Source organism: Nostoc sp. LPT (assembly GCF_017115165.1).
Lineage (GTDB): Bacteria > Cyanobacteriota > Cyanobacteriia > Cyanobacteriales > Nostocaceae > Nostoc.
On record NZ_JABXKF010000161.1, the window covers coordinates 61,572 to 84,002 of the forward strand.

Annotated in this window: 16 protein-coding genes and 3 pseudogenes; 8 read left to right on the top strand and 11 right to left on the bottom strand. The window is 41.1% G+C overall.

What is annotated here, in order from left to right:
- Positions 1-131 precede the first annotated feature (131 nt).
- Together HWQ58_RS30715 and HWQ58_RS30720 are read left to right on the top strand one after the other, a co-directional pair.
- A complete protein-coding gene (locus HWQ58_RS30715) occupies positions 132-677 on the top strand; it encodes an RNA 2'-phosphotransferase (RefSeq protein ID WP_292871420.1) in 546 nt (181 codons plus the stop codon).
- 64 nt (positions 678-741) lie between these two features.
- A pseudogene (locus HWQ58_RS30720) lies at positions 742-978 on the top strand (IS5/IS1182 family transposase); the annotation flags it as partial.
- On the opposite strand, the gene HWQ58_RS30725 reads toward HWQ58_RS30720, so the two are convergent.
- From HWQ58_RS30725 to HWQ58_RS38630, 3 genes are all read right to left on the bottom strand, one after another.
- The gene (locus HWQ58_RS30725; protein ID WP_292871422.1) at positions 940-1,239 is read right to left on the bottom strand and encodes a hypothetical protein; all 300 of its coding nucleotides are present in this window, start codon (positions 1,237-1,239) and stop codon (positions 940-942) included. The pseudogene HWQ58_RS30720 and the gene HWQ58_RS30725 overlap by 39 nt on opposite strands.
- A gap of 226 nt (positions 1,240-1,465) precedes the next feature.
- The gene (locus tag HWQ58_RS38625; protein ID WP_366838925.1) at positions 1,466-1,891 is read right to left on the bottom strand and encodes an AraC family transcriptional regulator; all 426 of its coding nucleotides are present in this window, start codon (positions 1,889-1,891) and stop codon (positions 1,466-1,468) included.
- On the bottom strand, positions 1,863-2,351 hold the full coding sequence (locus tag HWQ58_RS38630; protein WP_366838927.1) for a hypothetical protein: 489 nt from the start codon (positions 2,349-2,351) through the stop codon (positions 1,863-1,865). Before HWQ58_RS38630 ends, HWQ58_RS38625 begins: the two co-directional genes overlap by 29 nt.
- 701 nt (positions 2,352-3,052) lie before the next feature.
- On the opposite strand from HWQ58_RS38630, the pseudogene HWQ58_RS30735 reads away from it, so the two are divergent.
- The 3 genes and pseudogenes from HWQ58_RS30735 to HWQ58_RS30745 all read left to right on the top strand — a co-directional run.
- Positions 3,053-3,256 (top strand): annotated as a pseudogene (locus HWQ58_RS30735) (IS4 family transposase); the annotation flags it as partial.
- A gap of 459 nt (positions 3,257-3,715) precedes the next feature.
- Positions 3,716-4,933, top strand: coding sequence for a lipid-A-disaccharide synthase-related protein (locus HWQ58_RS30740; RefSeq protein ID WP_292871424.1), 1,218 nt, complete (start codon positions 3,716-3,718; stop codon positions 4,931-4,933).
- 314 nt (positions 4,934-5,247) lie between these two features.
- The gene (locus tag HWQ58_RS30745) at positions 5,248-6,984 is read left to right on the top strand and encodes an ABC transporter ATP-binding protein (protein ID WP_292871426.1); all 1,737 of its coding nucleotides are present in this window, start codon (positions 5,248-5,250) and stop codon (positions 6,982-6,984) included.
- 59 nt (positions 6,985-7,043) lie between these two features.
- Here the strand turns inward: HWQ58_RS30745 and HWQ58_RS30750 are convergent, their stop codons facing one another.
- Complete coding sequence (locus HWQ58_RS30750; RefSeq protein ID WP_292871497.1) at positions 7,044-8,252, bottom strand: NupC/NupG family nucleoside CNT transporter; 1,209 nt, start codon at positions 8,250-8,252, stop codon at positions 7,044-7,046.
- A gap of 236 nt (positions 8,253-8,488) precedes the next feature.
- Here HWQ58_RS30750 and HWQ58_RS30755 point away from each other — a divergent pair, with 236 nt between their 5' ends.
- A complete protein-coding gene (locus tag HWQ58_RS30755; protein ID WP_292871428.1) occupies positions 8,489-13,960 on the top strand; it encodes an ATP-binding sensor histidine kinase in 5,472 nt (1,823 codons plus the stop codon).
- 2 nt (positions 13,961-13,962) lie between these two features.
- Here HWQ58_RS30755 and HWQ58_RS30760 read toward each other — a convergent pair whose 3' ends face one another.
- The 6 genes from HWQ58_RS30760 to HWQ58_RS30785 all read right to left on the bottom strand — a co-directional run bounded on the left by HWQ58_RS30760 (position 13,963) and on the right by HWQ58_RS30785 (position 18,592).
- Positions 13,963-14,817, bottom strand: coding sequence for a hypothetical protein (locus HWQ58_RS30760; protein WP_292871430.1), 855 nt, complete (start codon positions 14,815-14,817; stop codon positions 13,963-13,965).
- Positions 14,818-14,854: 37 nt separating this feature from the next.
- Positions 14,855-15,109: a hypothetical protein gene (locus HWQ58_RS30765; protein ID WP_292871432.1), complete on the bottom strand. Its 255-nt coding sequence runs from the start codon at positions 15,107-15,109 to the stop codon at positions 14,855-14,857.
- A gap of 81 nt (positions 15,110-15,190) precedes the next feature.
- Entirely contained in the window at positions 15,191-15,454 is a 264-nt protein-coding gene (locus HWQ58_RS30770) for a hypothetical protein (protein ID WP_292871434.1), read from the bottom strand.
- A 6-nt stretch (positions 15,455-15,460) separates the two neighbouring features.
- Complete coding sequence (locus HWQ58_RS30775; protein ID WP_366838931.1) at positions 15,461-15,685, bottom strand: hypothetical protein; 225 nt, start codon at positions 15,683-15,685, stop codon at positions 15,461-15,463.
- Positions 15,686-16,146: 461 nt separating this feature from the next.
- Positions 16,147-17,130, bottom strand: coding sequence for a hypothetical protein (locus tag HWQ58_RS30780; RefSeq protein WP_292871436.1), 984 nt, complete (start codon positions 17,128-17,130; stop codon positions 16,147-16,149).
- Positions 17,131-17,191: 61 nt separating this feature from the next.
- Positions 17,192-18,592, bottom strand: a complete 1,401-nt coding sequence (locus tag HWQ58_RS30785) for an amidohydrolase (protein ID WP_292871438.1) — start codon at positions 18,590-18,592, stop codon at positions 17,192-17,194.
- Between the two features lie 81 nt (positions 18,593-18,673).
- Here HWQ58_RS30785 and HWQ58_RS30790 point away from each other — a divergent pair, with 81 nt between their 5' ends.
- The gene (locus HWQ58_RS30790; RefSeq protein ID WP_292871440.1) at positions 18,674-19,453 is read left to right on the top strand and encodes an isochorismatase family cysteine hydrolase; all 780 of its coding nucleotides are present in this window, start codon (positions 18,674-18,676) and stop codon (positions 19,451-19,453) included.
- Between the two features lie 116 nt (positions 19,454-19,569).
- Positions 19,570-20,025, top strand: coding sequence for a cupin domain-containing protein (locus tag HWQ58_RS30795; protein WP_292871442.1), 456 nt, complete (start codon positions 19,570-19,572; stop codon positions 20,023-20,025).
- Between the two features lie 436 nt (positions 20,026-20,461).
- Here HWQ58_RS30795 and HWQ58_RS30800 read toward each other — a convergent pair.
- Positions 20,462-22,431, bottom strand: a pseudogene (locus HWQ58_RS30800) (PBS lyase); the annotation flags it as partial.

Genomic DNA, 22,431 nt, shown 5'->3' on the forward strand with positions numbered 1-22,431 from the left:
CACTCTTTAACATGGTTTGAATTAGCCCTTAGTAAGATAAGAAAGTTTATTCACCCACTTTAAAAGCGGGATGTGTACCAATGAAAAATAACAAATGACCAATGACAAATGACCAATGACTACTTCATCAAATGAGTGATTCTCGCCTCGTCAAAATCAGCAAATATCTCAGCAAATATCTGCGACATACACCGGATGCCATTGGAATTAAACTTGCTCCTAGTGGTTGGGTTGCTGTTGAGGACTTACTTAGGGCTTGTACTCAAAACAAGTTTCCGATTACCCGCCAGGAATTACAAGTGGTAGTTGAATTCAACGAGAAACAGCGCTTTTCTTTTGATTCTACAGGTAATTTTATTCGTGCAAACCAAGGACATAGTGTAAAAGTCGATTTACAATTAGAAGCTTTTGTTCCTCCAGATGAGCTTTATCACGGCACAGGACGCAAATCTGTAGAGTTAATTTTGCAAACAGGACTTTACAAAATGTCGCGACATCATGTCCATTTATCAAAGGATATAGAAACAGCACAAACTGTTGGTGCCAGGCATGGAAAACCAGTGGTTTTTGCTGTAAATACTGCGGCAATGCATCAAGCAGGTTACATCTTCTATTGTTCTGCTAATGGTGTTTGGTTAGTCGATCGCGTGCCACCTGAATATCTACAAAAAATTTGAATTTTAATAAATAGAATTCAGGATTCAGCGTCAAAGCCATTGCGGACTGCGCCTGTATTCATGCGGTTATAAACGTCATGTCTTACGAGATTTAGACAATGGGCTGGTTCGCGCTGTTGGAGTCACAAGAGCGAATATTCCTGAAGCATCTGTTACCGACGCAATTGCCATCGACTTAAAATGCCAGAAAGTGAACCTGGTTGAGTTACACATCGACCGCGCTTACCTGAGTAGTTCTTTGGTTCAAAACAGAACCCAGGAACTAACTGTTTACTGTAAAGCTTGGCAAGTGAAAAACGGCAAGCGATTTACCAAGCCCCGTTGGACTTGGAGACTGCACTAGCATTTGGGCGCTAGTGCTAGGACGCTCTATCTGACTGAGTTGAGGAATTTTTGCAATATTCCACGAAGATGTTTTTTCCCCTTCGTTAATTGATGAAAGATTTACCTTTCTTCGTTCTCTATAATCTCTTCTGTCTTCCTGCGCTCCTACTGGTTGATTAGCTACAACACTCAAACATCCCAAAAGACTCATCAACACCCACAATTGCCAAGGCTTCATCACAACTCCTCTTACCCCAATTTCTTTAATTACCTTTGATAGCAGTTCTCTATTTAGATACTTCCAATCCCCAAAACAGGATTCACTTGACTACTCCTTGAAAAAGAAGTAGCCATGAGTGAGAAGAGGAAGCACAAGAACTGTTATTGCAAACAGTTATTAATATCAATAAACCTGAGTTTAAAAGAGAGTTACTAGTTTCGTCTATCTAAATGCGGCATCACTATCACGATACGGACTTTTTACCCAAGAAACATTGACTAGGTGTGATACCAAATTTGCGTCTAAAAACTCCGGCAAATTGACTCAGATGGGAATAACCAACGAGGTTAGCAACTTCAGCAACGCTGAGATCGCCTTCCCGCAAGAGTTCCTGGGCGTGTTGCATACGTTTTTCAATTAAGTAGTTAAGTACTGTAGTGCCAAAGAGTTCTTTAAATCCGCGTCGGAGAGTGCGATCGCTCACCCCTACCATCTGCGCCAACTCCAACAATGATGGCGGATTCTCCAGACGGGAGAGTAAAAGTTCCCTTGCATAATCAATTCGGGCGATGGTTTCTGCTTTCAGTCGTGGCGATCGTTGCAGTTGATCCCGCTCCGCTAAAATGGGGAATAATTGCAACCTAATCAGTTCCAAAACCTTGGTTTGCAAATACATTCTGCTTTGTTATCGCCTGGTAGGGACAGTTGATGATTTGCTGTGCTACACCTTGAACATCTGTCGTGATTTCCGGGTAAAGTAATGTCTGCCAATCGTTACCCTTTGCCAAAAAACGCAACTCCTTGGGAATTTCTCTTTCTTCACCAGAGAAAAAATTTGCTAGCAAATCAGGGGACGTATTAATGTCAATGCCTATATTTCGGGATTTGGGATACTCTACCATCACTTTTCGTTGAACACCGCTACCAGCGATATGCATATATCCGTCCCCTATCTGCATTCCTCCTTCTATAACTCTGCCTGAAAGCCAGACGGAAAATTCCAGTGGGTGATCCCAATCTGGGATTTTCAACAACACATCATTGTGATATTCACAGTTGAAAATTGTCAGCCAGAGATGGGGATGCACTTCAATATCTTGTGCATACCCTGTGCCAAATTGCTTAGGCATTTCACAAAAAAGCTCTGTTCGCAGTTTTTGTGGGCTGTTTTGGCAACTTTCCGCCCACAGTTCATTATACTCTCTTTGCGTAAGGGTAATTGTCATGACCAGCGACTACTCAATACTGAAAAATTAATGATATTTTTTTTTAAAAATCATACTACAGATATAGTGTAAATACTGACTTGTAAATCAGGAAAAGGTCTTTTTATTCCAAATTCCTTACCATTTCTTTTGTGACAGTTCTGGGTGCGGAATGTGGGTTTTATGCGTGCTGCTGTATACAGTTCATGGCGACTGTTGACGAAATATCAGTTAAAATACATTTTAAGTATAAAATTTTACTAATTTTTATACAAGAAGACTTAGAATGTTTAGCTTCCACCAAAGGAAAAACAAGCCTCAACCATTCGTGAGAGGTTAAGATAAAATCCTTTTTGTCAATTAGTAATAATGCTGGAAGTTTGGTGAAATAGTGAGTATTCAATTAATCTTTGTACTAGATTTTGAGGCAAGAATGAATGATGCTTTTAAATCCCACATTCCGCACTTCAATTTTAAGTATAAATAAATTACAGCTAATCAAAACGCAAAAAATCAGGATAATTAAGAAAAGAATACTCAACGAATCTGATTTTAAACAGAAACAGAAATGTTGAATATTAAGAAAAACTTGATAAAAATAGCCAAAAATATGTTAATTTTTGGGCGAACTTGACAAATTAATTACCAAAAACGTCAATGGTATCACTATACAAATTTACATTAGTTTAATAGCCTATTTAATTTTACAAGTTGTATCTATTCCCAAACAAGGGGGACATACACTATTAGATAAATTTCGTTATTTACAATCCTGTATATGTCAAAAAATCAGTTATGTTCATTGGCTTGAAGAGATGATGTTATGTTGACTATTGTAGGCTTTTTAGAGTTAGTTTAACTAAGTATGTAAAGTTTTGTATCGACATTCAACATTTCTGATTGCGATACAACTTTTTTATAACTTCGCCGTCATTGAAGAGGACAAGAGGATTTGGTTACAAGGGGACAGACTTTCAAGAAATCATTTCCTCTGTTTTCTTGTCTTATTGCGATCAATACTTCAAATAGCTCGTTCAATTTATGAACTCAGATCAATGTACCATAGCGCTTGCACTCCTAATACTGTATTCTCTGATAAATTAGCGTCTGCGGAAACAGGGATTAGCAGTAATTCCATTCCGATTTACACCTGAAAAAGTAACTTTGTAGATTTGTCTATAAAATTACAAACTCTCAAGAGTAAAAATACTATCAATCTCTTAGCCTACTCACCCAATGTAGGTTAAAAATATCACCAAATAAGCATTTTAGACCTATCCAAACCCAAGATGCCTTCTAAGCGAATCTTGTTTATCAGTAACGGCCACGGAGAGGACAACCACACCTCTCATGTTATTCAGACCCTGCGCCAATTGTGTCCTTCTCTTGAGATGGCGGCAATGCCGATTGTGGGAGAAGGAAAGGCTTACCGTAGCTTGGATATTCCCATTATTGGGCCCACACAAACAATGCCCTCCGGGGGATTCTTTTACATGAAACGCCTCTATTTGCTCAAAGATTTTCAATCGGGATTGATTGGGTTAACGTGGCGACAATTACAAGCGGTGTTGCAGTATGCTCCCGACTGCGATTTAATTATGTCTACTGGGGATTTTGTCTCCCAGACATTTGCTTACCTAACAAAGCGCCCCTTCGTCTCGTTTATTTCTTGTCTTTCTGCCCTTTATGAAGGGCGGTTACGACTCAATCCGCTACTGTGGCACGACCTTAATTCTTCCAGATGTCTGGCAGTTTTCACCAAGGATTCCCATACGGCTTATGACCTCCAACGGCAAGGTTTAACTAAAGCTCAGTTGGCTGGCATTCCGGCTTTAGATTGGCTCGTCCCTACTGGCAAAGACTTGCACCTGAAACCGGACGAGAGAGCGATCGCTCTCCTACCAGGATCGCGGATGCCGGAAGCCGCGCGAAATTTCTGTTTGCAGTTGCAATTAGTGGTAGAAATTGCCAAGGTGATGCCTGAGTCAGGATTGCAATTTCGTGCAGCCTTGATACCGGATTTGATGGCGCAATTAGACGACATTGCTAAAAGTCAAGGTTGGCAACTGAATCAAGGCATACTCACCTATTCTCCTCCAGGAAGTTCTGCTGAGGAATCACCGCTTGTAGAAGTGAGATGTTATTCAGATGCCTTCAGTGACATCCTATGTTATTCTACTCTCGTCATTGGTATGGCAGGGTTGGCAGTGGAGCAAGCTGTAGCGATCGGGAAACCTATCATCCAGATTCCCGGAGAGGGCCCTCAATTTACCTATCAATTTGCAGAAGCGCAAACGCGGCTGTTGGGCAGAAATGCCCAAACTATCGGTACTAAGCCAGCAACCCCTGAGATTTTCAAGCAAGCAGCTAAACGAGTAGTTGAAACTTTACAAGATTCAGACTACCTCGTTAAGTGCAAAGAAAATGGACCTGAGCGATTTGGCCCACGCGGCGCATCTGAGAGAATTGCCCGCTTTCTACTAAACTCTCTAGGAGAAACTGAGTAGAAATTGCATCAGAATTCAGGAGTCTGCACGGTTGGGTAACATGGTGTGGTAGGCTAACGCCGTAATCCACTTTAATTCTAAATTCTCAATTCTGACCCCTGAATTCTTACTTAACTGCCAATACGCTTGGGTTAAGGCTAAAAACTAAAACTGGTGTAGGTGTAGGTTGGGTTGAGGAACGAAACCCAACACCAACATTATCAAAGCTTTGTTGGGTAATGCTTACGCTCAACCCAACAAAGCTATTCTTTTTAACCCAACTTCCTCCTGCCTCCTGCCCTCTGCCTGACTTGATAACACTACAGAATTGAACTATGAAAGTCCGCTCTAGTTACTGGCAACTGTTGCCTTATCTGTGGCCCCAATGGCCGCTGTTAATTCGGGGATTAGCTTGTATCTTAGGATTTGTGTTATTCACCCTAGCAGTGCCCTATTTAGCAGGTCAGGTCTCTTTTTATCTTGGTCAGGGAAATATTAACCAGATTGCCTACTGGCTCGGACTAGCCACTTTAGTATTTTTGGTTCGAGGGCTTTGTCAATACGGGCAGAATGTCTTTATGATCGCTGCTACTCTGAACATGGTTTTAAACTTGCGTAAGCGCGTTTATGCTCACCTGCACAAACTCGGATTAGATTACTTTGAAACCACACAGACGGGAGACCTGACTTATCGCCTGACTGAAGATATTGATCGCGTCGGCGAGATTGTGGACAAGTTATCCCATCAGTTTCTTTCCAATTTGTTGCAGTTAATTGCGATTCCCATTTACATGCTCTACCTGAATTGGCCGCTCACTCTTGCGGGTTTGATTTTGGCTCCTTTAATGGCTTGGTTAATCGGGCAATTTGGTCAGCGATTACTCATGCTATCTCGCCAGAGCCAAAATCAGGTTTCCAATTTGTCGGCGATGCTAACTGAAGTATTTAGCGGGATTCGTGTCGTTCAGGCTTTTGCAGCCCAAGAATATGAAGTGAAGCGATTCAATCGAGAAGCAGAAATCAATCGCCAAGCTAAGTATCGCGCTTTACAACTCAAATCCATTCAGTTTCCGGTTGTCGGTTTTTTGGAAGCAGTTAGTATTATACTGCTGTTTTTATTAGGAGGATGGCAGATTTCTCAGAATCAGCTGACAGCTCAAGGGTTTATCAGTTTCTTAGCTGCTGTGGCTATACTGATTCAGCCAATCGACATGATGATTAGCAATTACAACGAGTACAAACAGACCGAAGCTTCTGTTGAACGCATTTTTGAACTGATGGCGAAGGAGCCTAGTATCAGCGAAAAATCGAATGCTCAGGCAATGCCACGAGTTATGGGCAAGGTAGAGTATCGTCATGTCGATTTCGCCTATAATCCCGATCAGCCAGTGCTTAAGGATCTCTGCTTAGACGCTTCTCCTGGTGATGTCATTGCCTTGGTTGGTTCTTCTGGAGCAGGCAAATCGACGTTAATTAATCTTTTACTTCGCTTTTATGACCCTCAGATGGGTCAAATTCTGGTTGATGATATTGATATTCGTGATGTCACACTTACCAGCCTGCGCCATCAAATTGGGATTGTTCCCCAAGATGTTACTCTTTTTTCGGGAACGATCGCTGAAAATATCGGTTACGGTCAGGAAAAATTAGATTTAGCAGCGATTCAAGAAGCAGCAAAGATTGCCAACGCTCACTCCTTTATCACCCAGTTTTCTCAGGGTTATCATACCTGGGTGGGAGAGCGTGGAGTTAACCTATCGGGAGGACAACGCCAAAGATTAGCCATCGCTAGAGCAGTTGCCAACGATCCTCGAATTCTCATCCTGGATGAGGCCACCTCTGCCCTAGATTCTGAATCAGAAGCACTAGTTCAAGAAGCACTGGAGCGAGTGATGCAAAACCGTACCGTGTTTATTATCGCCCATCGCTTGAGTAGCGTTCGTCGGGCTGACTGCATTCTCGTAATCGAACAAGGACAGGTGGTTGAAGCTGGTACTCACACCTCCCTCTTGGCTCAGGAAGGACGGTATGCCCGTTTTTACGCCCAACAGTTCTACTCTACAGATGAGTAGGGGATTGTCAAACTGTCGGTTTGCTCATTTTATAAAATCTATATTTAGAAAATTCTTTTTCAAATCAACACCCCAGCAATACAAGCGGTGATAAAACCTGCTAACAATCCGCCAATCATTGACCTTACACCCATACGAGCTAAGTCATGCTGGCGATTAGGTGCTATCCCCGCAATGCCGCCAATGGTAATGCCAATTGAACCTATATTTGCAAAATTACATAATGCGTAAGTCGCAATAATTACTGCGCGTTGAGAGATTTTTCCACTTTCAATTAGTGCCTTTAAATCCAAAAAAGCAATAAACTCATTAAGAATTGTCTTTGTACCCAATAAAGCCCCAACTTGCCGACAATCAGCCCAAGGTACGCCCATTAGCCACGCTACGGGAGCCATGAGAAAAGACAAAATCCACTGTAATGAGAGTTGCTGTAAGCCTACAAATGACCCCAACCATCCTAAAAGTGCATTCAGGGCAGCTAATAATCCTAAAAAGGCGATAATCATCACCCCAACATTAACTGCTAGCTTCACGCCGTCAATCGATCCGGTAGTAGCAGCATCAATTACATTTACGTAATTGGTTTCTACATCCGCTTTTGCTTTACCAGCCGTCTCTGATACTTCTGTTTCAGGGTAAAGTAATTTTGATACCACCAACGATGTGGGAGCAGTCATAAAGAAAGCAGCAATTAGGTGTTCTGTTGGTAGCCCAAAGGAAAGATATGCTCCTAGTACTCCACCGGCAATTGTGGCAAAACCACCCGTCATCACGGCATGGAGTTCCGATTGCGTCATATTCGCTATATAAGGTTTAACCATCAGCGCCGACTCTGTTGGCCCCAAAAAGATGTTACCTGCACAGGATAAAGATTCAGAACCCGATGTTTTCATCGTTTTCATCATTACCCACGCCATCACGTTTACGACTCGCTGTAAAATGCCGTAGTAATACAAGACGCTGATGAAGGCAGAGAAAAAGATAATTGTCGGCAGCACTTGGAAAGCAAAGAAATGATCCTTAAAATTTTCTCCAAAGACAAATTTTGCACCAACATCAGAAAATGCTAAAAATTGGCTGACAATATCTCCCAGAGATTTAAACACAGTTAAACCCCAAGGAGTTTTAAGAATCACGAGCGCAAACACAAATTCCAATCCCAAACCCCACGCCACTATTCGCCAACGTACCGCACGACGATTAACAGAGAAGGCGTAGGATATACCAATAAAAATTAAAATTCCCAACGCAGAGATGGCGCGTTCCATGTTTACTCCCGGAAAGGTATTGCTAAAGCACTTAGTCACAGAGCATACACAAAAATTCGCCTTTTTTGTGGCTTTTTAGTCAATTAGCTAGAGTTTTGATGCTGTAAATAAGAATTTAGCGATCGCACATTCATATCTTGTTACAAAATTGTCTTCCCAAATCTTAAGCACGTTTATATTAATGGGAACAATCAATGTAAACAAGAAAAAATTAACCTTGTAAGGAAAAGAGAACTATGGTGGCACTGACCGGTTATCAAATACATGAGCTAATTTATTCGGGATCTAAAACCCTAGTGCATCGCGCTATTAGAGAATCAGATAAAAAGCCGGTAGTAATTAAACTGTTGCGGCGTGAGTATCCTACATTTTATGAACTCGTGCGGTTCCGCAATCAGTACACCATTGCGAAAAATCTAGATATTGATGGAATTATCAGAACTTATAGCCTGGAGAACTATCAAAACAGCTATGCCTTAGTTATGGAAGACTTGGGTGGCATTTCTCTCCAAGAAGAGATGGTCAGGTGGGGAGATAAGGGGATGGGGAGAACTGCTGATGGGTTGCAGATATTTTTTGACATTGCTTTGCAAATTGTCTCAGTTCTTGATGGACTATATCACAATCGGGTGATTCACAAAGATATCAAACCTGCTAATATTTTGATTAACCCCACCACCAAAGATATAAGACTGATTGATTTTAGTATTGCCTCTTTACTTTCAAGAGAAACGCAAACTCTGACTAATCCAAATATTCTGGAAGGGACATTGGCATACCTTTCTCCTGAACAAACCGGACGAATGAACCGGGGAATTGACTACCGCAGCGACTTTTATTCCTTGGGTGTCACTTTTTTTGAACTCCTCACCGGAGAGTTACCTTTCAAATCTGATGAACCGATGGAGTTGGTGTATTGTCATTTGGCAAAGCTTCCTCCACAGGTACATAGTCTCAATCCTAACATTCCCCCAATTCTGTCTGAAATTATCAGCAAACTGATGGCAAAAAACGCTGAAGATAGGTATCAGAGTGCATTGGGGTTGAAGTATGACTTAGAAATTTGCTGGCGTCAGTGGCGAGAAACTGGCAGCATTGATGTCTTTGAGTTAGGAGTGCGGGATATTTGCGATCGCTTCATCATCCCAGAAAAGCTCTATGGTCGGCAAGCAGAAGTAGAAAGCTTACTCGCAGCATTTGATAGAGTAGCTAACCCCCCTGAATCCCCCCTTAGTAAGGGGGGACTAAGGGGGGTAGAAATGATTTTAGTAGCAGGTTTCTCTGGTATTGGTAAAACTGCTGTTGTTAATGAAGTCCATAAACCCATTGTGCGACAACGGGGTTATTTTATCAAAGGCAAATATGACCAATTCCAACGCAACATTCCCTTGGGAGCTTTTGTACAAGCATTTCGAGATTTAATGGGGCAATTACTTAGTGAAACCGATACTCAACTCGAACAATGGAAAGCCGCAATTCTCACAGCTTTGGGTGAGAAAGCTCAAGTAATTATCGAAGTTATTCCCGAACTAGAAAAAATTATTGGGCAACAACCGCCAGTATCTGAACTTTTAGGGACTGCTGGACAAAATCGTTTCAATTTACTGTTTCAGAAATTTATCCAAGTTTTCACAACCAAAGAGCATCCTTTAGTGATGTTTCTCGATGATTTACAATGGGCAGATTCAGCATCTTTGAAGTTGATGCAATTGCTGATGAATGAAGCTGAAATTCACTATATGTTGGTTATTGGTACTTATCGCGATAATGAAGTTTATCCTGGACATCCGTTAATATTGACATTAGAAGAAGTTTCTAAACATCAAGCATTTATTAATACCATTACTTTAGCTAATCTCAATCATGCAGACTTAAATCATCTAATTGCTGATACTCTTAAACGTAACTTACCAATTGTCCAAAATCTCACAGATTTAATTTATCATAAAACTCAAGGAAATCCCTTATTCGCCAATCAATTCCTTAAATCACTGCACGAAAATAAGTTAATTAACTATAACTTTGATATGGGTCATTGGCAATGTGATATTGCTCAGATTAAAGCATTAGCATTTACTGATGATTTAGTAGAGTTTATGGTACTTCAGTTGCAGAAGTTACCAGAAGCAACTCAAAAAGTTTTGCAGCTTGCAGCTTCTATTGATAATCAATTTGACTTAGCAACTCTTGCAATTGTCCATGAAAAATCTCTAGCGGAGACAGCAGCAGACTTATGGAAAGCTTTGCAAGAAGGTTTGATCATACCTACAACTGAAGTTTACAAATTTTATCAACAGGAGTCAGGAGAATCTCTAATTGCTTCTGATTCTTGGATGCTCTATTCTGGCTCCTGTTCCTACAAGTTTTTGCACGATCGCGTTCAACAAGCAGCTTATTCTCTAATTCCTAAAGGACTAAAACAGACAGTACACCTCAAAATTGGGCGATTAATTTTGAGGAATATTTCCCTTGAACAGCGTGAAGAACATCTCTTTAAATTAGTCAATCACTTAAATTTGGGAGTTGAACTAGTTACTCAGCCAGAGGAACGAGAAGAACTGGCAAAATTAAACCTAGCTGCAAGTCATAAAGCGAAGATTTCGACTGCTTATGAAGTTGCTATAGAGTACACAAATTTTGGAATTCAATTACTCACAGAAGATTGTTGGCAATGTCAGTATGAGTTGGCTTTGGCACTGTACTCAACATCTGCCGAGCTAGCTCATCTTAACGGTGCTTTTGAACAGATAGAGCAAACAATACAAGTAATATTAGAAAATGGCAAAACACTGCTCGATCGAGTCAAAGCCTACGAAGTCAAAATCTTATCTCAGGTAGCACAAAACAGAATGTGGGAGGCGATAAAAACGGGACTCAAAGTTCTCAAATTATTGGAGATAGAACTACCCGAACAGCCAAGACCAGAAGATATTTCCCGTGGACTACAGGAGACACAATTAGCTTTAGAGGGTAAATCCATTGAAGACTTACTAGAGTTGAAAGTAATGACTGAGCCAGATAAGTTAGCAGCTATGAATATCTTGACAAATATAGCTGCTGCTGCTTATTTAGTTATCCCAGAACTCTATCCTTTAATATTATTTAAACAAGTTGTTTTATCCCTTAAGTATGGAAATACTGCTAATTCTCTCTATGGTTATTCATGTTATGGATTGATTTTGTATACTTTTATTGGAGATGTTGAATCTGGTTATCAATTCGGTCAACTGACTCTCAGGTTATTAGATAAATTGAATGCTAAAGAGCTCATAGCTAAGACATATTCGGTTGTTTATGGCTCTTTGAATTCTTGGAAGAATCACGTTAGAGAACTTTTGCATCCTATTCAATTAGGCTACTCTAGCGGGCTAGAAACAGGAGATTTAGAATTTGCTGGTTACTGTGCATTTATTTATTCCTTGAATTCATATTTAGCTGGTAAAGAATTATCTTCTGTAGTACAGATAATAGCAAATTATAGTCAAGGACTCACGCAGCTTCGTCAAAAACCCTCGCTACTTAGAAATGAACTGTATCGACAAGTAGTCCTTAACTTACTTTCAAAAAATGAAAATCCTTGCCGTTTAATCGGTGATGCTTACAATGAAGAAACTATGTTACCGCTTCATTACCAAAGTCACGATCAAAGCATGATTTGTTCATTGCATTTTAATAAATTGGTTCTCTGTTATTTATTTGGTGAGTATACTCATGCGATTAAAAGTGCTGAAATAGCACTGAATTATTTAGATAGTCTGATTGGAAGTATTATTGTTCCTCTATTTCATTTTTATGATTCTCTGAGCCAATTAGCCGTATATTATGATGCTGCTGAAGACGAGCAAGCATTCATTTTGAAAAGGGTTATAGCCAACCAGGAAAAAATGCAGAACTGGGCGCATCATGCACCGATGAATCATTTACATAAGTTTTATTTGGTGGAGGCTGAACGCGATCGCATTCTCGGTGAATATATTCAAGCAATGGAAATGTACGATCGCGCTATTCAAGGAGCCAAAGAAAATGAATATATTCAAGAAGAAGCTCTTGCTCACGAACTCGCCGCCAATTTTTACCTAAAATGGGGTAAAGAGCAAATTGCCCAAACCTATTTGACAAACGCTTATTACTGCTATGTTCGTTGGGGCGCTAAAGCCAAAGTGTATGATTTAGAAAAACGTTATCCTCAATTACTTGCCCCGATTCTCCAATCGGAAACAATTCGCGTCAATCCCACGGAAATAGCATCCAGTTTCAATAATATATCCCTGTCAACTTTTACTGCTAGCATGACAATTTCATCCAGTAGCACCAGCATTTCTGAAGCTTTAGATTTAGCAAGTGTTCTCAAAGCCTCTCAAGCACTATCTAGCGAAATTCATTTAGAAAAGTTGCTCTCGACATTAATGCAAGTGGTGATGGAGAATACCGGAGCCAAAAAATCTGCTTTAATTTTACTCAAGGATAATATTTGGACGATCGAAGCAATCGCAACATTCCAGAAAGTGCCAACTATTCTGCAATCTATTCCCATTGAGTTTAGCCAAGATATCCCTCTAACTCCAATTAACTATGTCAAACGCACTTTAGAAACACTGGTAGTTGATGATGCAACTGTGAAAAATTCCTTCACCTCCGACTCATACATTATCCAACAAAAACCCAAAAGTTTACTGTGTACCCCAATTCTCCATCAAGGAAAGTTAATCGGCATCCTTTACTTAGAAAATGATCTTATTGCTGGAGTATTTACCCATGATAGACTCCAAGTGATAAACCTATTGTGTTCACAAGCTGCCATATCTTTAGAAAATGCTTCTCTTTATCAGCGATCGCAAGAGAATGCCCAACAATTAGAACACTCACTTACAGATTTAAAGCAGATGCAACTACAACTGGTGCAAAATGAGAAAATGTCAGCATTAGGTAATTTAGTTGCAGGTGTAGCCCACGAAATCAACAATCCTGTAGGCTTTATTGCAGGTAATATTCAACCTGCTGTTGATTTGGTTGAAGATTTGTTTCACCTGATCGAGCTTTATCAGGAAAAGTTTCCGAATCCGGGTGTAGAAATTGAAGAAGAAATTGCCGAAATTGACCTAGAATATATCCGAGAAGATTTGCCAAAAATGATTTCTTCGATGAAATTAGGTATTGATAGGATTCGGAGTATTAGCAACAGTTTGCGAACCTTTTCCAGGGCAGATACAGAAAACAAAGTTGCTTTTAATATTCACGACGGTATCGACAGTGCAATTTTGATTCTGAAGCATCGCTTAAAAGCATCGGAACTACGTCCAGAGATTAAAGTTGTGAAAAAATATGGGGATATATCTTTACTCAAATGTTTTCCTGGGCAACTAAATCAAGTATTTATGAATTTATTGGCAAATGCTATTGATGCTTTAGAGGAGTCTAATATTGGACATAATTATCACGAGATTAATAATAAAATTGAGATTAAAACTTGTTTGAGTGAAGACAAAGATCATGTTTTAATTTATATTCAAGATAATGGTATGGGAATGTCTGATGAAGTCAAACAAAAGATTTTTGACCATTTATTTACAACTAAATCTGTAGGTAAAGGTACAGGATTAGGATTAGCGATCGCCCGACAAATTATTGTCGAAAAACATGGCGGCACTCTGGAAGTTAATTCTGTACAGGGAGAGGGTACAGAATTTGTGATTCAAATTCCAATTTAAAATTACCCCTCTTGGCGTGGGTAGCCAAAGCTAAGATGGCTGCCAATGAGTGTGTAGAAGTCATTTGGCGCATGTGCAGCACCCCCTGCACAACCCGGAACCTTGCACTTATCGCTAACAGTTTGGGCGACTTTGTAAAGCTGACTGGTGTGTGGTGTCATGTCCCATCCTTCGCCACCATAGCTTGTGATTTTTTCAATATTATGCAAAACGATCGCTTCTAGCCTCCAACCATTGATTTTGCACTCGCCCAAGCGATAAATTTTAGACAAAGCTGGATCTGATAAAGCTATACGTAACTCCCTTTCGATTTGCATGAAGTCAGGCTTTTCTGGCTGCATCTGCAAATAAGCAAGCAATTCTGCTGCTGATGTGCCAGTTCTAAAAAACACCGATGCGTAACCGTCTCCTCCAGAAACGACTCTCCAATCAACTAAGGTGAGTTCTGGTGACTGCGCCAGTGCCACAATCAGTGAGGTGTCAGTTTGGTTATCTGTGCCAGTTATCCCACCATAACCAGACTCAATGCCAAATTCGCGATCGCAAACACCAATGATTTGCCAGGTATAGTGTGCAACAGTAACTATAGGTTCATTTCTTTGTATACCCGACACTACTTCAGCATAGTTGCTCTGGTCAACATACAAATCGTAAGAACCTGGAGTATTGGAGTCTCCACATGGCGCATTGATTAATTTGCCAACAAAGTGGCAATGTTTAAAGCCAGACAGTGGATGCTGGCGTACCAAAGCAGCAAGGCGTTCAGCATCAGACGGAGCAAAAGTGGCACTGAAGTAGTAATGAGGCCCTTGTCCGCACTCTTTGATTTCCCAAAACCAATCTTGAAATGTACTCATACGAAAGCCGCCACACTGGAAATTTCGATGCGATATTTCATGAATCAGCTGGCAGATTATACTTGCGACGCTGTTGTTGGGCAAACTTATGAAAAGACCGGAACCGTCCTGCCTCAAAATCATCTAATCCTTGTTCAATCCCCTTTATAGCCTCCTCTGATTCTTGCACCTCCCACTCTAGGATACTGGTAATCAACTCAGACGCTACAAGACTAACATCTTGATCTTGCCGAGCAGCTTTGTCGCGTAGTAATGCTTCTAATTCTGGGCTAAGGGTAATGACAATTGGCATAGAGCTACTTCCTTTGGCAATTCAGCCTCTGCGCGATATTCTAGCAAACACAGCAATCAGCAGCTATCTAAATATACAGACTCACCCAAAGAAACGCTCATAATTGTCATGACTACCGATCCAAAACCATGTCACTGTGTCTCCTTCCAAAACTCCAAGTGCCCGATAGCCTCGCGTTACCCTCACTGACCAAATCCCCTCCTGACTGTTGATACACTTGAAATGTAAAGACGGGTGAAATGGATTCTCTGCCCACAGCCAATATGTTTTCCTGGCACTTTGCCTAATTTCGCTGCTCAACTGTCGATACTCAGACCAAAAGGAAGGAAGTACTGCTGACTTCATAGCTGGTCATAGTTCATTGCAGTGGCTTGCTTGTCCCTCTGCAATTTCTTGTTTGGCTTGTTTGGCAGCAGCAATAAGTTTTGATTGTGTTTTCTGGAACGATTCATTCCATCTGATTTCATCTTGCAGATCATTAATGTATTCCCGCAGATGCTCTGCAATCTGATCTTGTACCTCAATGGGTAAAGACTCCATCATTTTGATCACGGTGGTAATTGCTGCTGACGACATGGTGAATTGCTCTCATACAACGCTTTGCTCTTAAAGCTAACACCAATTACCTCTCTTTATTTATCAAGCTCTCATGCCTGACGACATCATTGACTCTAACCTAAACGCAATGAGCAAGTGTGGTGCGGTGAATCAAGACTTTCAAAGATATAAAACTTCTCATACAGAATAAGAAGAAATATTAATTTACTTTTTAGCCCCTAAAAGCTTGCTTTCACAGTATTCTTGAAGAAACTCTCATACAACCAAATTGTATTATTTGGGACATAGCGCTTCATTTTGCCTTTCCCTTTTGAGCAGAGAAATAATGACTATAGAAAAGATGGATTGGATGTTTGCTCGGCAGACAAGATCAAAATACTCTCCTAATCAATAACTTAGTAGGCTAGCGTGAAGTTAAGCGGACGCAAGCAACCTTGATACAGAGAGCAGAGCTTGTGTTCGTCTGCTCCAACATTGTGTTAAGTGTCGGAAACTCGCATATCTAGCTGAACCTGGCTATCATCTCTAGCGATTTTGCTTGGGTGAAAGCTCTCTCTATCTGAAGTGGGCAGGGCTTTGTATGTTTGTAGCACTGCATCAATAGGCACAGTGGATATAATACTTAGCCCAGCAACAGGTGATTTCACAGCACTGATCTTTCCTTTTAAAAGTCGTAATGCAACACTAGGTAGATTTGGTGTAACAAGTAGCAACGGATCTGGATTTTCCCATCTGATTCGCGTAGTACCTTGCTTCTTCGCTTTACTTGAGGAGTTATCCAACAACTGAACGTACATGCCCGATGAATCAACAGATTCAAATTCAGTACGTATCTTTTTCATTGCTTCAGCTAAACTATGAGCTAGTTTTTGGTCACTATTTGTCGCAGCCATATAAAAGGGATATGTCCAAGGAATTCCATATTTTAGTAAGTCGATCTGCTTCTTATGCTTCTGCTCAACAAGTTTTCTTATAAATTTAGGAATGACTAAAGAACAAGCCCATTCTGAAGAATCAAAATTTGATAAAGACGGTAGTAATTTACTGGAGGGATAAAATTCATCTGTAATTTGGGAGTAAAGACAATAAAGAGGAAACAAGCGGTAATGACGTGCAAAATTTAGCAGCAGGCGACGTTGCTCACCTGAACGATAGTTAAGAAAACGACAAGTCGAAGTAATTGGATTAACAACTTTTGCTTGCACTAATAAGGATAACCAAGCACCAGGCTCACCTATGCACCATAACCAGTCAGCACCGCTTTGTGATCCTTCTTCTCTACGACTGAATTTCTTAGTCAGGATAAAATCGCTGTGCTTTCGCGCAATTGTTACCAAGTTTATATCAGTGATACTTTCTTCAAGGATGCCTAAACGAGATGACAGACTATCTTTAATAATGTTGTTTGTCCAAAGTGTACATTCTTTAAATGTTGCACATAAATCGCTAAGTGATAATCTCATGCTCACTCCACATGATGTCTTAAGCCTAACATTTATAGTGTCTATTGTGTATAATTGTGTTTCATAACCCCATAACTGTACGATAATGTGCTTCAATTTGTGCCACAGTTTCAGACTTGCGTTTTGTCTCCCATTGACTGCGATTAAATAATTCTTGCCGCAATCCATCAACATTAATTGTTGTCACTTTACCATCAGCAACAATTTGCTTACCATTTACCCAAGCACTATTAACAACATTACTAGGACGCCCTAAAACTAACAAACCAATGGGGTCTGTACGAGGAAGTAATGATAAATTGGTGAGGTCATAAAGTACTAAATCTGCTTGTTTACCGACAGTTAAAGAACCGAGTTTGTCTACCAAATTTAGTCCCTTTGCACCTCCCAAGGATGCCATTTCCACTGCTTGCCGGGGTGTAATCCAGTGTTGATAATCTGAGTCTGTAACATTATGTAAGATAGAACCAATTTTGATAGCTTCTAACAAATCTTGAGAGTCATTACTAGAAGCACCATCGCAACCAAAAGTTACATTTACTCCAGCTTGACGATATTTTAAAATAGGGGCGATGCCACTGCCTAAACGCAGATTACTTAAGGGATTATGAACAACTGTAGATTGAGTTTTGGTGAGGATGGCGATATCAGCATCATTTAACCAAACGCAATGGGCTAAAGTTGTCCGATCGCTCAAATACCCAATCCTTTTCAAATGTTCCACAGCAGTACAACCGTACTTTTGTTGAGCGAGTTTTTCCTGTGCCCTGGTTTCGAGTAAATGGGAGTGACGACAAAGATTGTAGCGATCGCTTAATTCAATACACCCTGCAAATAAAGCATCAGTACACAATTGTATCCCCGTTGGTGCAACTAAAATATTTACACCCTCATCTGGGCGATGAAATTGCCTTACCGCTTCTTCGATAATTTCCAATGTTGCCGCAGTTGAGCGAAAATAAGGTTCATGAGTTTGGGCTGATTCCCCAGATGGGATACCTGCGGAGAGGGATTCATCTTGAATTAGAGGGGCGATAAAGGCGCGAATCCCAACTTCTCTGTAAGCACGAGTTGCAATGGCGATGGTTTCTAACTCAAGTCCGGGAATTAACACCAGATGATCTACTACACTCGTCCCGCCGGAAAGTAAGGTTTCCACCGCAGTACCCAAGGCGCTTAGATAAATCTGTTCGGGATCGAGGGGAGCAAAATCAAACAATTCTGCCAACCATAATTCTAAAGGTAAAACTGACATCATCCCCCGTTGCCACATCTCTGATGAGTGGGTGTGGGCGTTGAAAAAGCCAGGTAGCAATAGCTTATTTTTGCCATCTATGGCAGTGCCGACTACTTGTAGATTGGGGGAAATGGCTGCGATCGCATTATCTACAATCTGTACATCTACCGTTGCATAATCATCACTGACGGCAATCAAAACATTCTGGATGGTAAAATCTAGCATATTTAACCTTGATTAAGTAATTGTATTTTGAACTGAATTTCAAGTTACAAAATAGAAAATGGTGTTGGGTATTGCAATTTTATGAATTTACCATTACGGACATTGGGAGTTGCACCAAATGCGTGGACAGTGAATGATGCGATCGCAGATATCACTCGTCTTCAAAAGACTCCACAACCCGTTATTTTATCAACAGAAACTAAAACCCTGCACCTAGACTTGGCAAAAGCTGCTATCCTCGTCATTGATATGCAAAACGACTTCTGTCACCCTGATGGCTGGTTAGCGCATATCGGTGTAGACGTAACTCCAACGCGTCAGCCTATTGAACCTTTGAACAACTTACTTCCAGAATTGCGTGAGGTTGGTGTTCCAGTCATTTGGGTAAATTGGGGGAATCGTCCCGACTTGCTCAATATTAGTGCTGGTTCGCGTCATGTCTATAACCCCACAGGGGGAGGTGTAGGATTGGGCGATCCACTGCCAAGCAATGGTGCTAGAGTACTCATGGCAGGTAGTTGGGCCGCGGCAGTAATAGACGAGCTAGAACAAATTCCCGAAGATATTTGTGTAGACAAATACCGCATGAGTGGGTTTTGGGATACACCCTTAGATAGTATCTTGCGGAATTTGGGAAGGACAACATTATTTTTTGCTGGTGTTAATGCCGATCAATGTGTGCTAACTACCTTATGTGATGCCAATTTCTTAGGATATGACTGCGTGTTGGTTAAAGATTGCACCGCTACCACTTCTCCTGAATATTGTTGGCTGGCGACATTGTATAATGTCAAACAATGCTTCGGTTTTGTCACTGACTCGCAAGGAATTTTAACAGCGCTGCAAAATGGTGAGGAGTGAGGAGTTAAAAATAATTAGTGATTTTGTGATTTAGAGATACAACTAACAACTCAATATTCAGGACTCAGATTTCAGGAATTTTCATATCCATCGATAACTTCAGAAGGGATAAATAAATGAACGCTACTCGTTGTGTAATTCCGGTTATCAAATCTCCCAAAGATTACCAAGTATATCGCATCAGTCCTAACGACTCTAATCGATTAGCAATTATCTTCGATTCGACAAATGCTAATACTTCCTTGACTTGCTGCGTAGAAATTTTTGATGTTGGTGGACAAACACCGCCAAATCGCCATCAGTGGGCGGTGGAAATGTTTTTTGTCCTCAAAGGAGAAGCGATCGCTATGTGTGATGGCAAGACTACCACGATCAAAGCTGGAGATAGTTTATTGGTGCCTCCCACTGGTACTCATTTGATTAAAAATACTGGTTCTACCCGCTTGTACACGTTGACTGTTATGGTTCCCAATGAAGACTTTTCGGAACTAATTCGCAGTGGGATTCCGACAGAGTTAGATGAAGAAGATATGACAGTACTAGGGAGATTTGATGCTTTGATGCCCTGTTAAAGTATTTGAAACCTCACTTCTATTTCTCTCTCCTACAAAGCTACGGTGTACACACAAGTTTTGCCGTAGCTATATCTTTATTAATAAGTGAAATCTCACATTGCGCTTCTATCCTGCCTCCCCTGCTCAAGAACAGCCTGCCTTAACAGATATAGCGGTTCTCGAATGGAAGCAATACACTTTGACCTCACTTCCATTCCTCTCTCTTTAAAGGAGAAAGGCTTTGAATTTTATTTCTCAACGCGCTAGTAGGGAAGGGGCTGTTCTTGTTATACCAATTCTCTAAAATCAGGCAACAGATGTAAGCAGGTATTGCCTTGCTGCATCTAAATTTCTCAATTGCGAATTGCGAATTGCGAATTGCGAATTGGTATTAGGTCTGTATTGCACTCAACCCAGAAGCGCTATAAATTTCCACAAAGCCAAGCGTATTGCACTATCTAGTCCTTAATAACTGCACGAAAGTATTACTCACCGTATTATCTTTAGTATCGGCGGCGTATTGAATCAATTCTTCTCGCAGTTTTTTGGCTGCATCTATCTCAAGTAAGGTTGCTAGCAAGAAATAAACACCACGAAATCGGGGGTCGCCCATTCTATCAACTAATAGTCCTTCGGCGGCATCAGTTTCGCCGAGAAAGTTTTGCACTAAGAAGAAATCCATGATTTTATCGTGGCGGAAGCACCATTCTTTCTGGGCTTCGCCTTTTTTATCTTGCCACTGACGGCTGACTACCATTTTGTATTTCTCGTCTGACAAAGACATGGCGACTTGGTAAAATTCATCTGCGGGTAAAGCTTGTTTGTCTTGGAGTCGCATTTCGTAGACGGCGGCTGAGAATTTCTTTAAGGGAAATTCTTGATTCCATTCTTTGAGGTATTCTGCCGCCATTAAATTGTATTGCTGTTGTTGCAGGTGAAACAAGTTAGGGTGTTTGCCTTGTGATAACATCAGCGCTACCACTGTTAGATCCATTGGATTGGAAAGAATTCGGCGGACAGCATCTAACTCTTCTTTGGCTTGTTGTTGGAAGACTTCTATTAAATAATCGGTGCAGGCTTTGGCGTAATCAGCACCTTGAATTTTGGCATCTTGGGGGAGTCGCGGCTGACGGGAAATCAAAAACTCTTGAATTTGTTGTTGTTCAAGGGGTTGCAAGTAGTATGTTTTGGCTGTTGAGGGTGGTGTCCACTCTAGGGGCTGGGTAGTCATTATAATGTTGCCCCGGAAATAGCTTTCGACAAACTGGCAGATTTTAGCCCGTGTTTCGGCGGTGACTTCGTTGAGTCCGTCGATGCAGATATCTATCGCACCACTGTAAATCAGGTTTTTCAGGAAGCCAGCATCTTGGGCTTGGCCGTGTAGCTTGTCTTGGATGGCTTCAATTACGCCTTTATGACACTTTTGGGCGGGGAGATAAACGACTATGCGCTGGGAGTTTTTCAACAGATGGCGGAGAAACATCGACTTGCCTAAGCCGGAATCTCCTTCTAAGATAATTTGTCTTTGAATACTGGGTAAGGCTGGGGTAATTGGCAAGATGTCTCCTGAGACGGGAACTTTGACTTTAGATTCTGGGAAGTATGATTGGTCATAAAAATTATCTAAGCCGGCATCGGCTAATAGGGAAGGTTTGAATGGTTCAAATAATTTGCGCCGGAAGGGGGGAAACCAGGTGAGGAGAAAGCCGACATAGCCGACGCCGAGAATCCGGCGTACCCAAGGGTTCCAGAAGAAGATGGCTTGGACTTGGGGAAATTTCGGGTAGGCAAAGATGAGGGCAAGCCAAAAGGCAATGTGAATGATGATAATGTTTCTGGCTTTAAAAAACCACCCCCAACCTTCAAGGTTAGTTATCTGTGACTGCACTGCAAAAGCTTTAGTAGAGTAGGGAGTTTTGAGGTTGTTGTAGTGGTGCTGTAGTAAACCAATATCTTGCCATTTCCAATGAACTTTTTTGTTCTCGGCAACTATTGAAATCTGTTCTGCTAAATCTTCTCTTAATCTATCCAGCCCCTTACTAGGTTCCCAGGCTTTGAGAAAAACCTCCAGCGTTTTCTTGCCTTCATCGTGAGTAAGTTGCTCAAGAATTGCTTTTCTCTTAGGTCTGGCCAGCCAGATGAGCAGTCTTTTTACCTCATCTATTCCCACCACTCAGGAAGTAAGACCAAAACCGCCAAAATTCAAAGTTTCCTGTCTCTCTCCCAAATATTCCCTGGTTTGGCTCATAGGCATAATTCAAAACTATAACAACCTCTTCCAACTTCAGTTGTTTTATCTTCCCTAATGCCGATGCCGCACCTGAACGAACGTTGGCGGGAACCTTTTCATCCTTGAGGATATTGAGGATGTCAGGGACATACTTGGCTGCGGCGTCTCCGAAGTTGCCCAATGCCGATGCCGCA

Coding starts and splice junctions, on each gene's coding strand:
- HWQ58_RS30715 (WP_292871420.1), top strand. CDS start 132: ATGAGTGATTCTCGCCTCGTCAAAATCAGCAAATATCTCAGCAAATAT.
- HWQ58_RS30725 (WP_292871422.1), bottom strand. CDS start 1,239: ATGAAGCCTTGGCAATTGTGGGTGTTGATGAGTCTTTTGGGATGTTTG.
- HWQ58_RS30775 (WP_366838931.1), bottom strand. CDS start 15,685: ATGTCGTCAGCAGCAATTACCACCGTGATCAAAATGATGGAGTCTTTA.
- HWQ58_RS30745 (WP_292871426.1), top strand. CDS start 5,248: ATGAAAGTCCGCTCTAGTTACTGGCAACTGTTGCCTTATCTGTGGCCC.
- HWQ58_RS30755 (WP_292871428.1), top strand. CDS start 8,489: ATGGTGGCACTGACCGGTTATCAAATACATGAGCTAATTTATTCGGGA.
- HWQ58_RS30740 (WP_292871424.1), top strand. CDS start 3,716: ATGCCTTCTAAGCGAATCTTGTTTATCAGTAACGGCCACGGAGAGGAC.
- HWQ58_RS38630 (WP_366838927.1), bottom strand. CDS start 2,351: ATGCCTAAGCAATTTGGCACAGGGTATGCACAAGATATTGAAGTGCAT.
- HWQ58_RS30760 (WP_292871430.1), bottom strand. CDS start 14,817: ATGAGTACATTTCAAGATTGGTTTTGGGAAATCAAAGAGTGCGGACAA.
- HWQ58_RS30750 (WP_292871497.1), bottom strand. CDS start 8,252: ATGGAACGCGCCATCTCTGCGTTGGGAATTTTAATTTTTATTGGTATA.
- HWQ58_RS30765 (WP_292871432.1), bottom strand. CDS start 15,109: ATGCCAATTGTCATTACCCTTAGCCCAGAATTAGAAGCATTACTACGC.
- HWQ58_RS30790 (WP_292871440.1), top strand. CDS start 18,674: ATGAATTTACCATTACGGACATTGGGAGTTGCACCAAATGCGTGGACA.
- HWQ58_RS30785 (WP_292871438.1), bottom strand. CDS start 18,592: ATGCTAGATTTTACCATCCAGAATGTTTTGATTGCCGTCAGTGATGAT.
- HWQ58_RS30770 (WP_292871434.1), bottom strand. CDS start 15,454: ATGAAGTCAGCAGTACTTCCTTCCTTTTGGTCTGAGTATCGACAGTTG.
- HWQ58_RS30795 (WP_292871442.1), top strand. CDS start 19,570: ATGAACGCTACTCGTTGTGTAATTCCGGTTATCAAATCTCCCAAAGAT.
- HWQ58_RS30780 (WP_292871436.1), bottom strand. CDS start 17,130: ATGAGATTATCACTTAGCGATTTATGTGCAACATTTAAAGAATGTACA.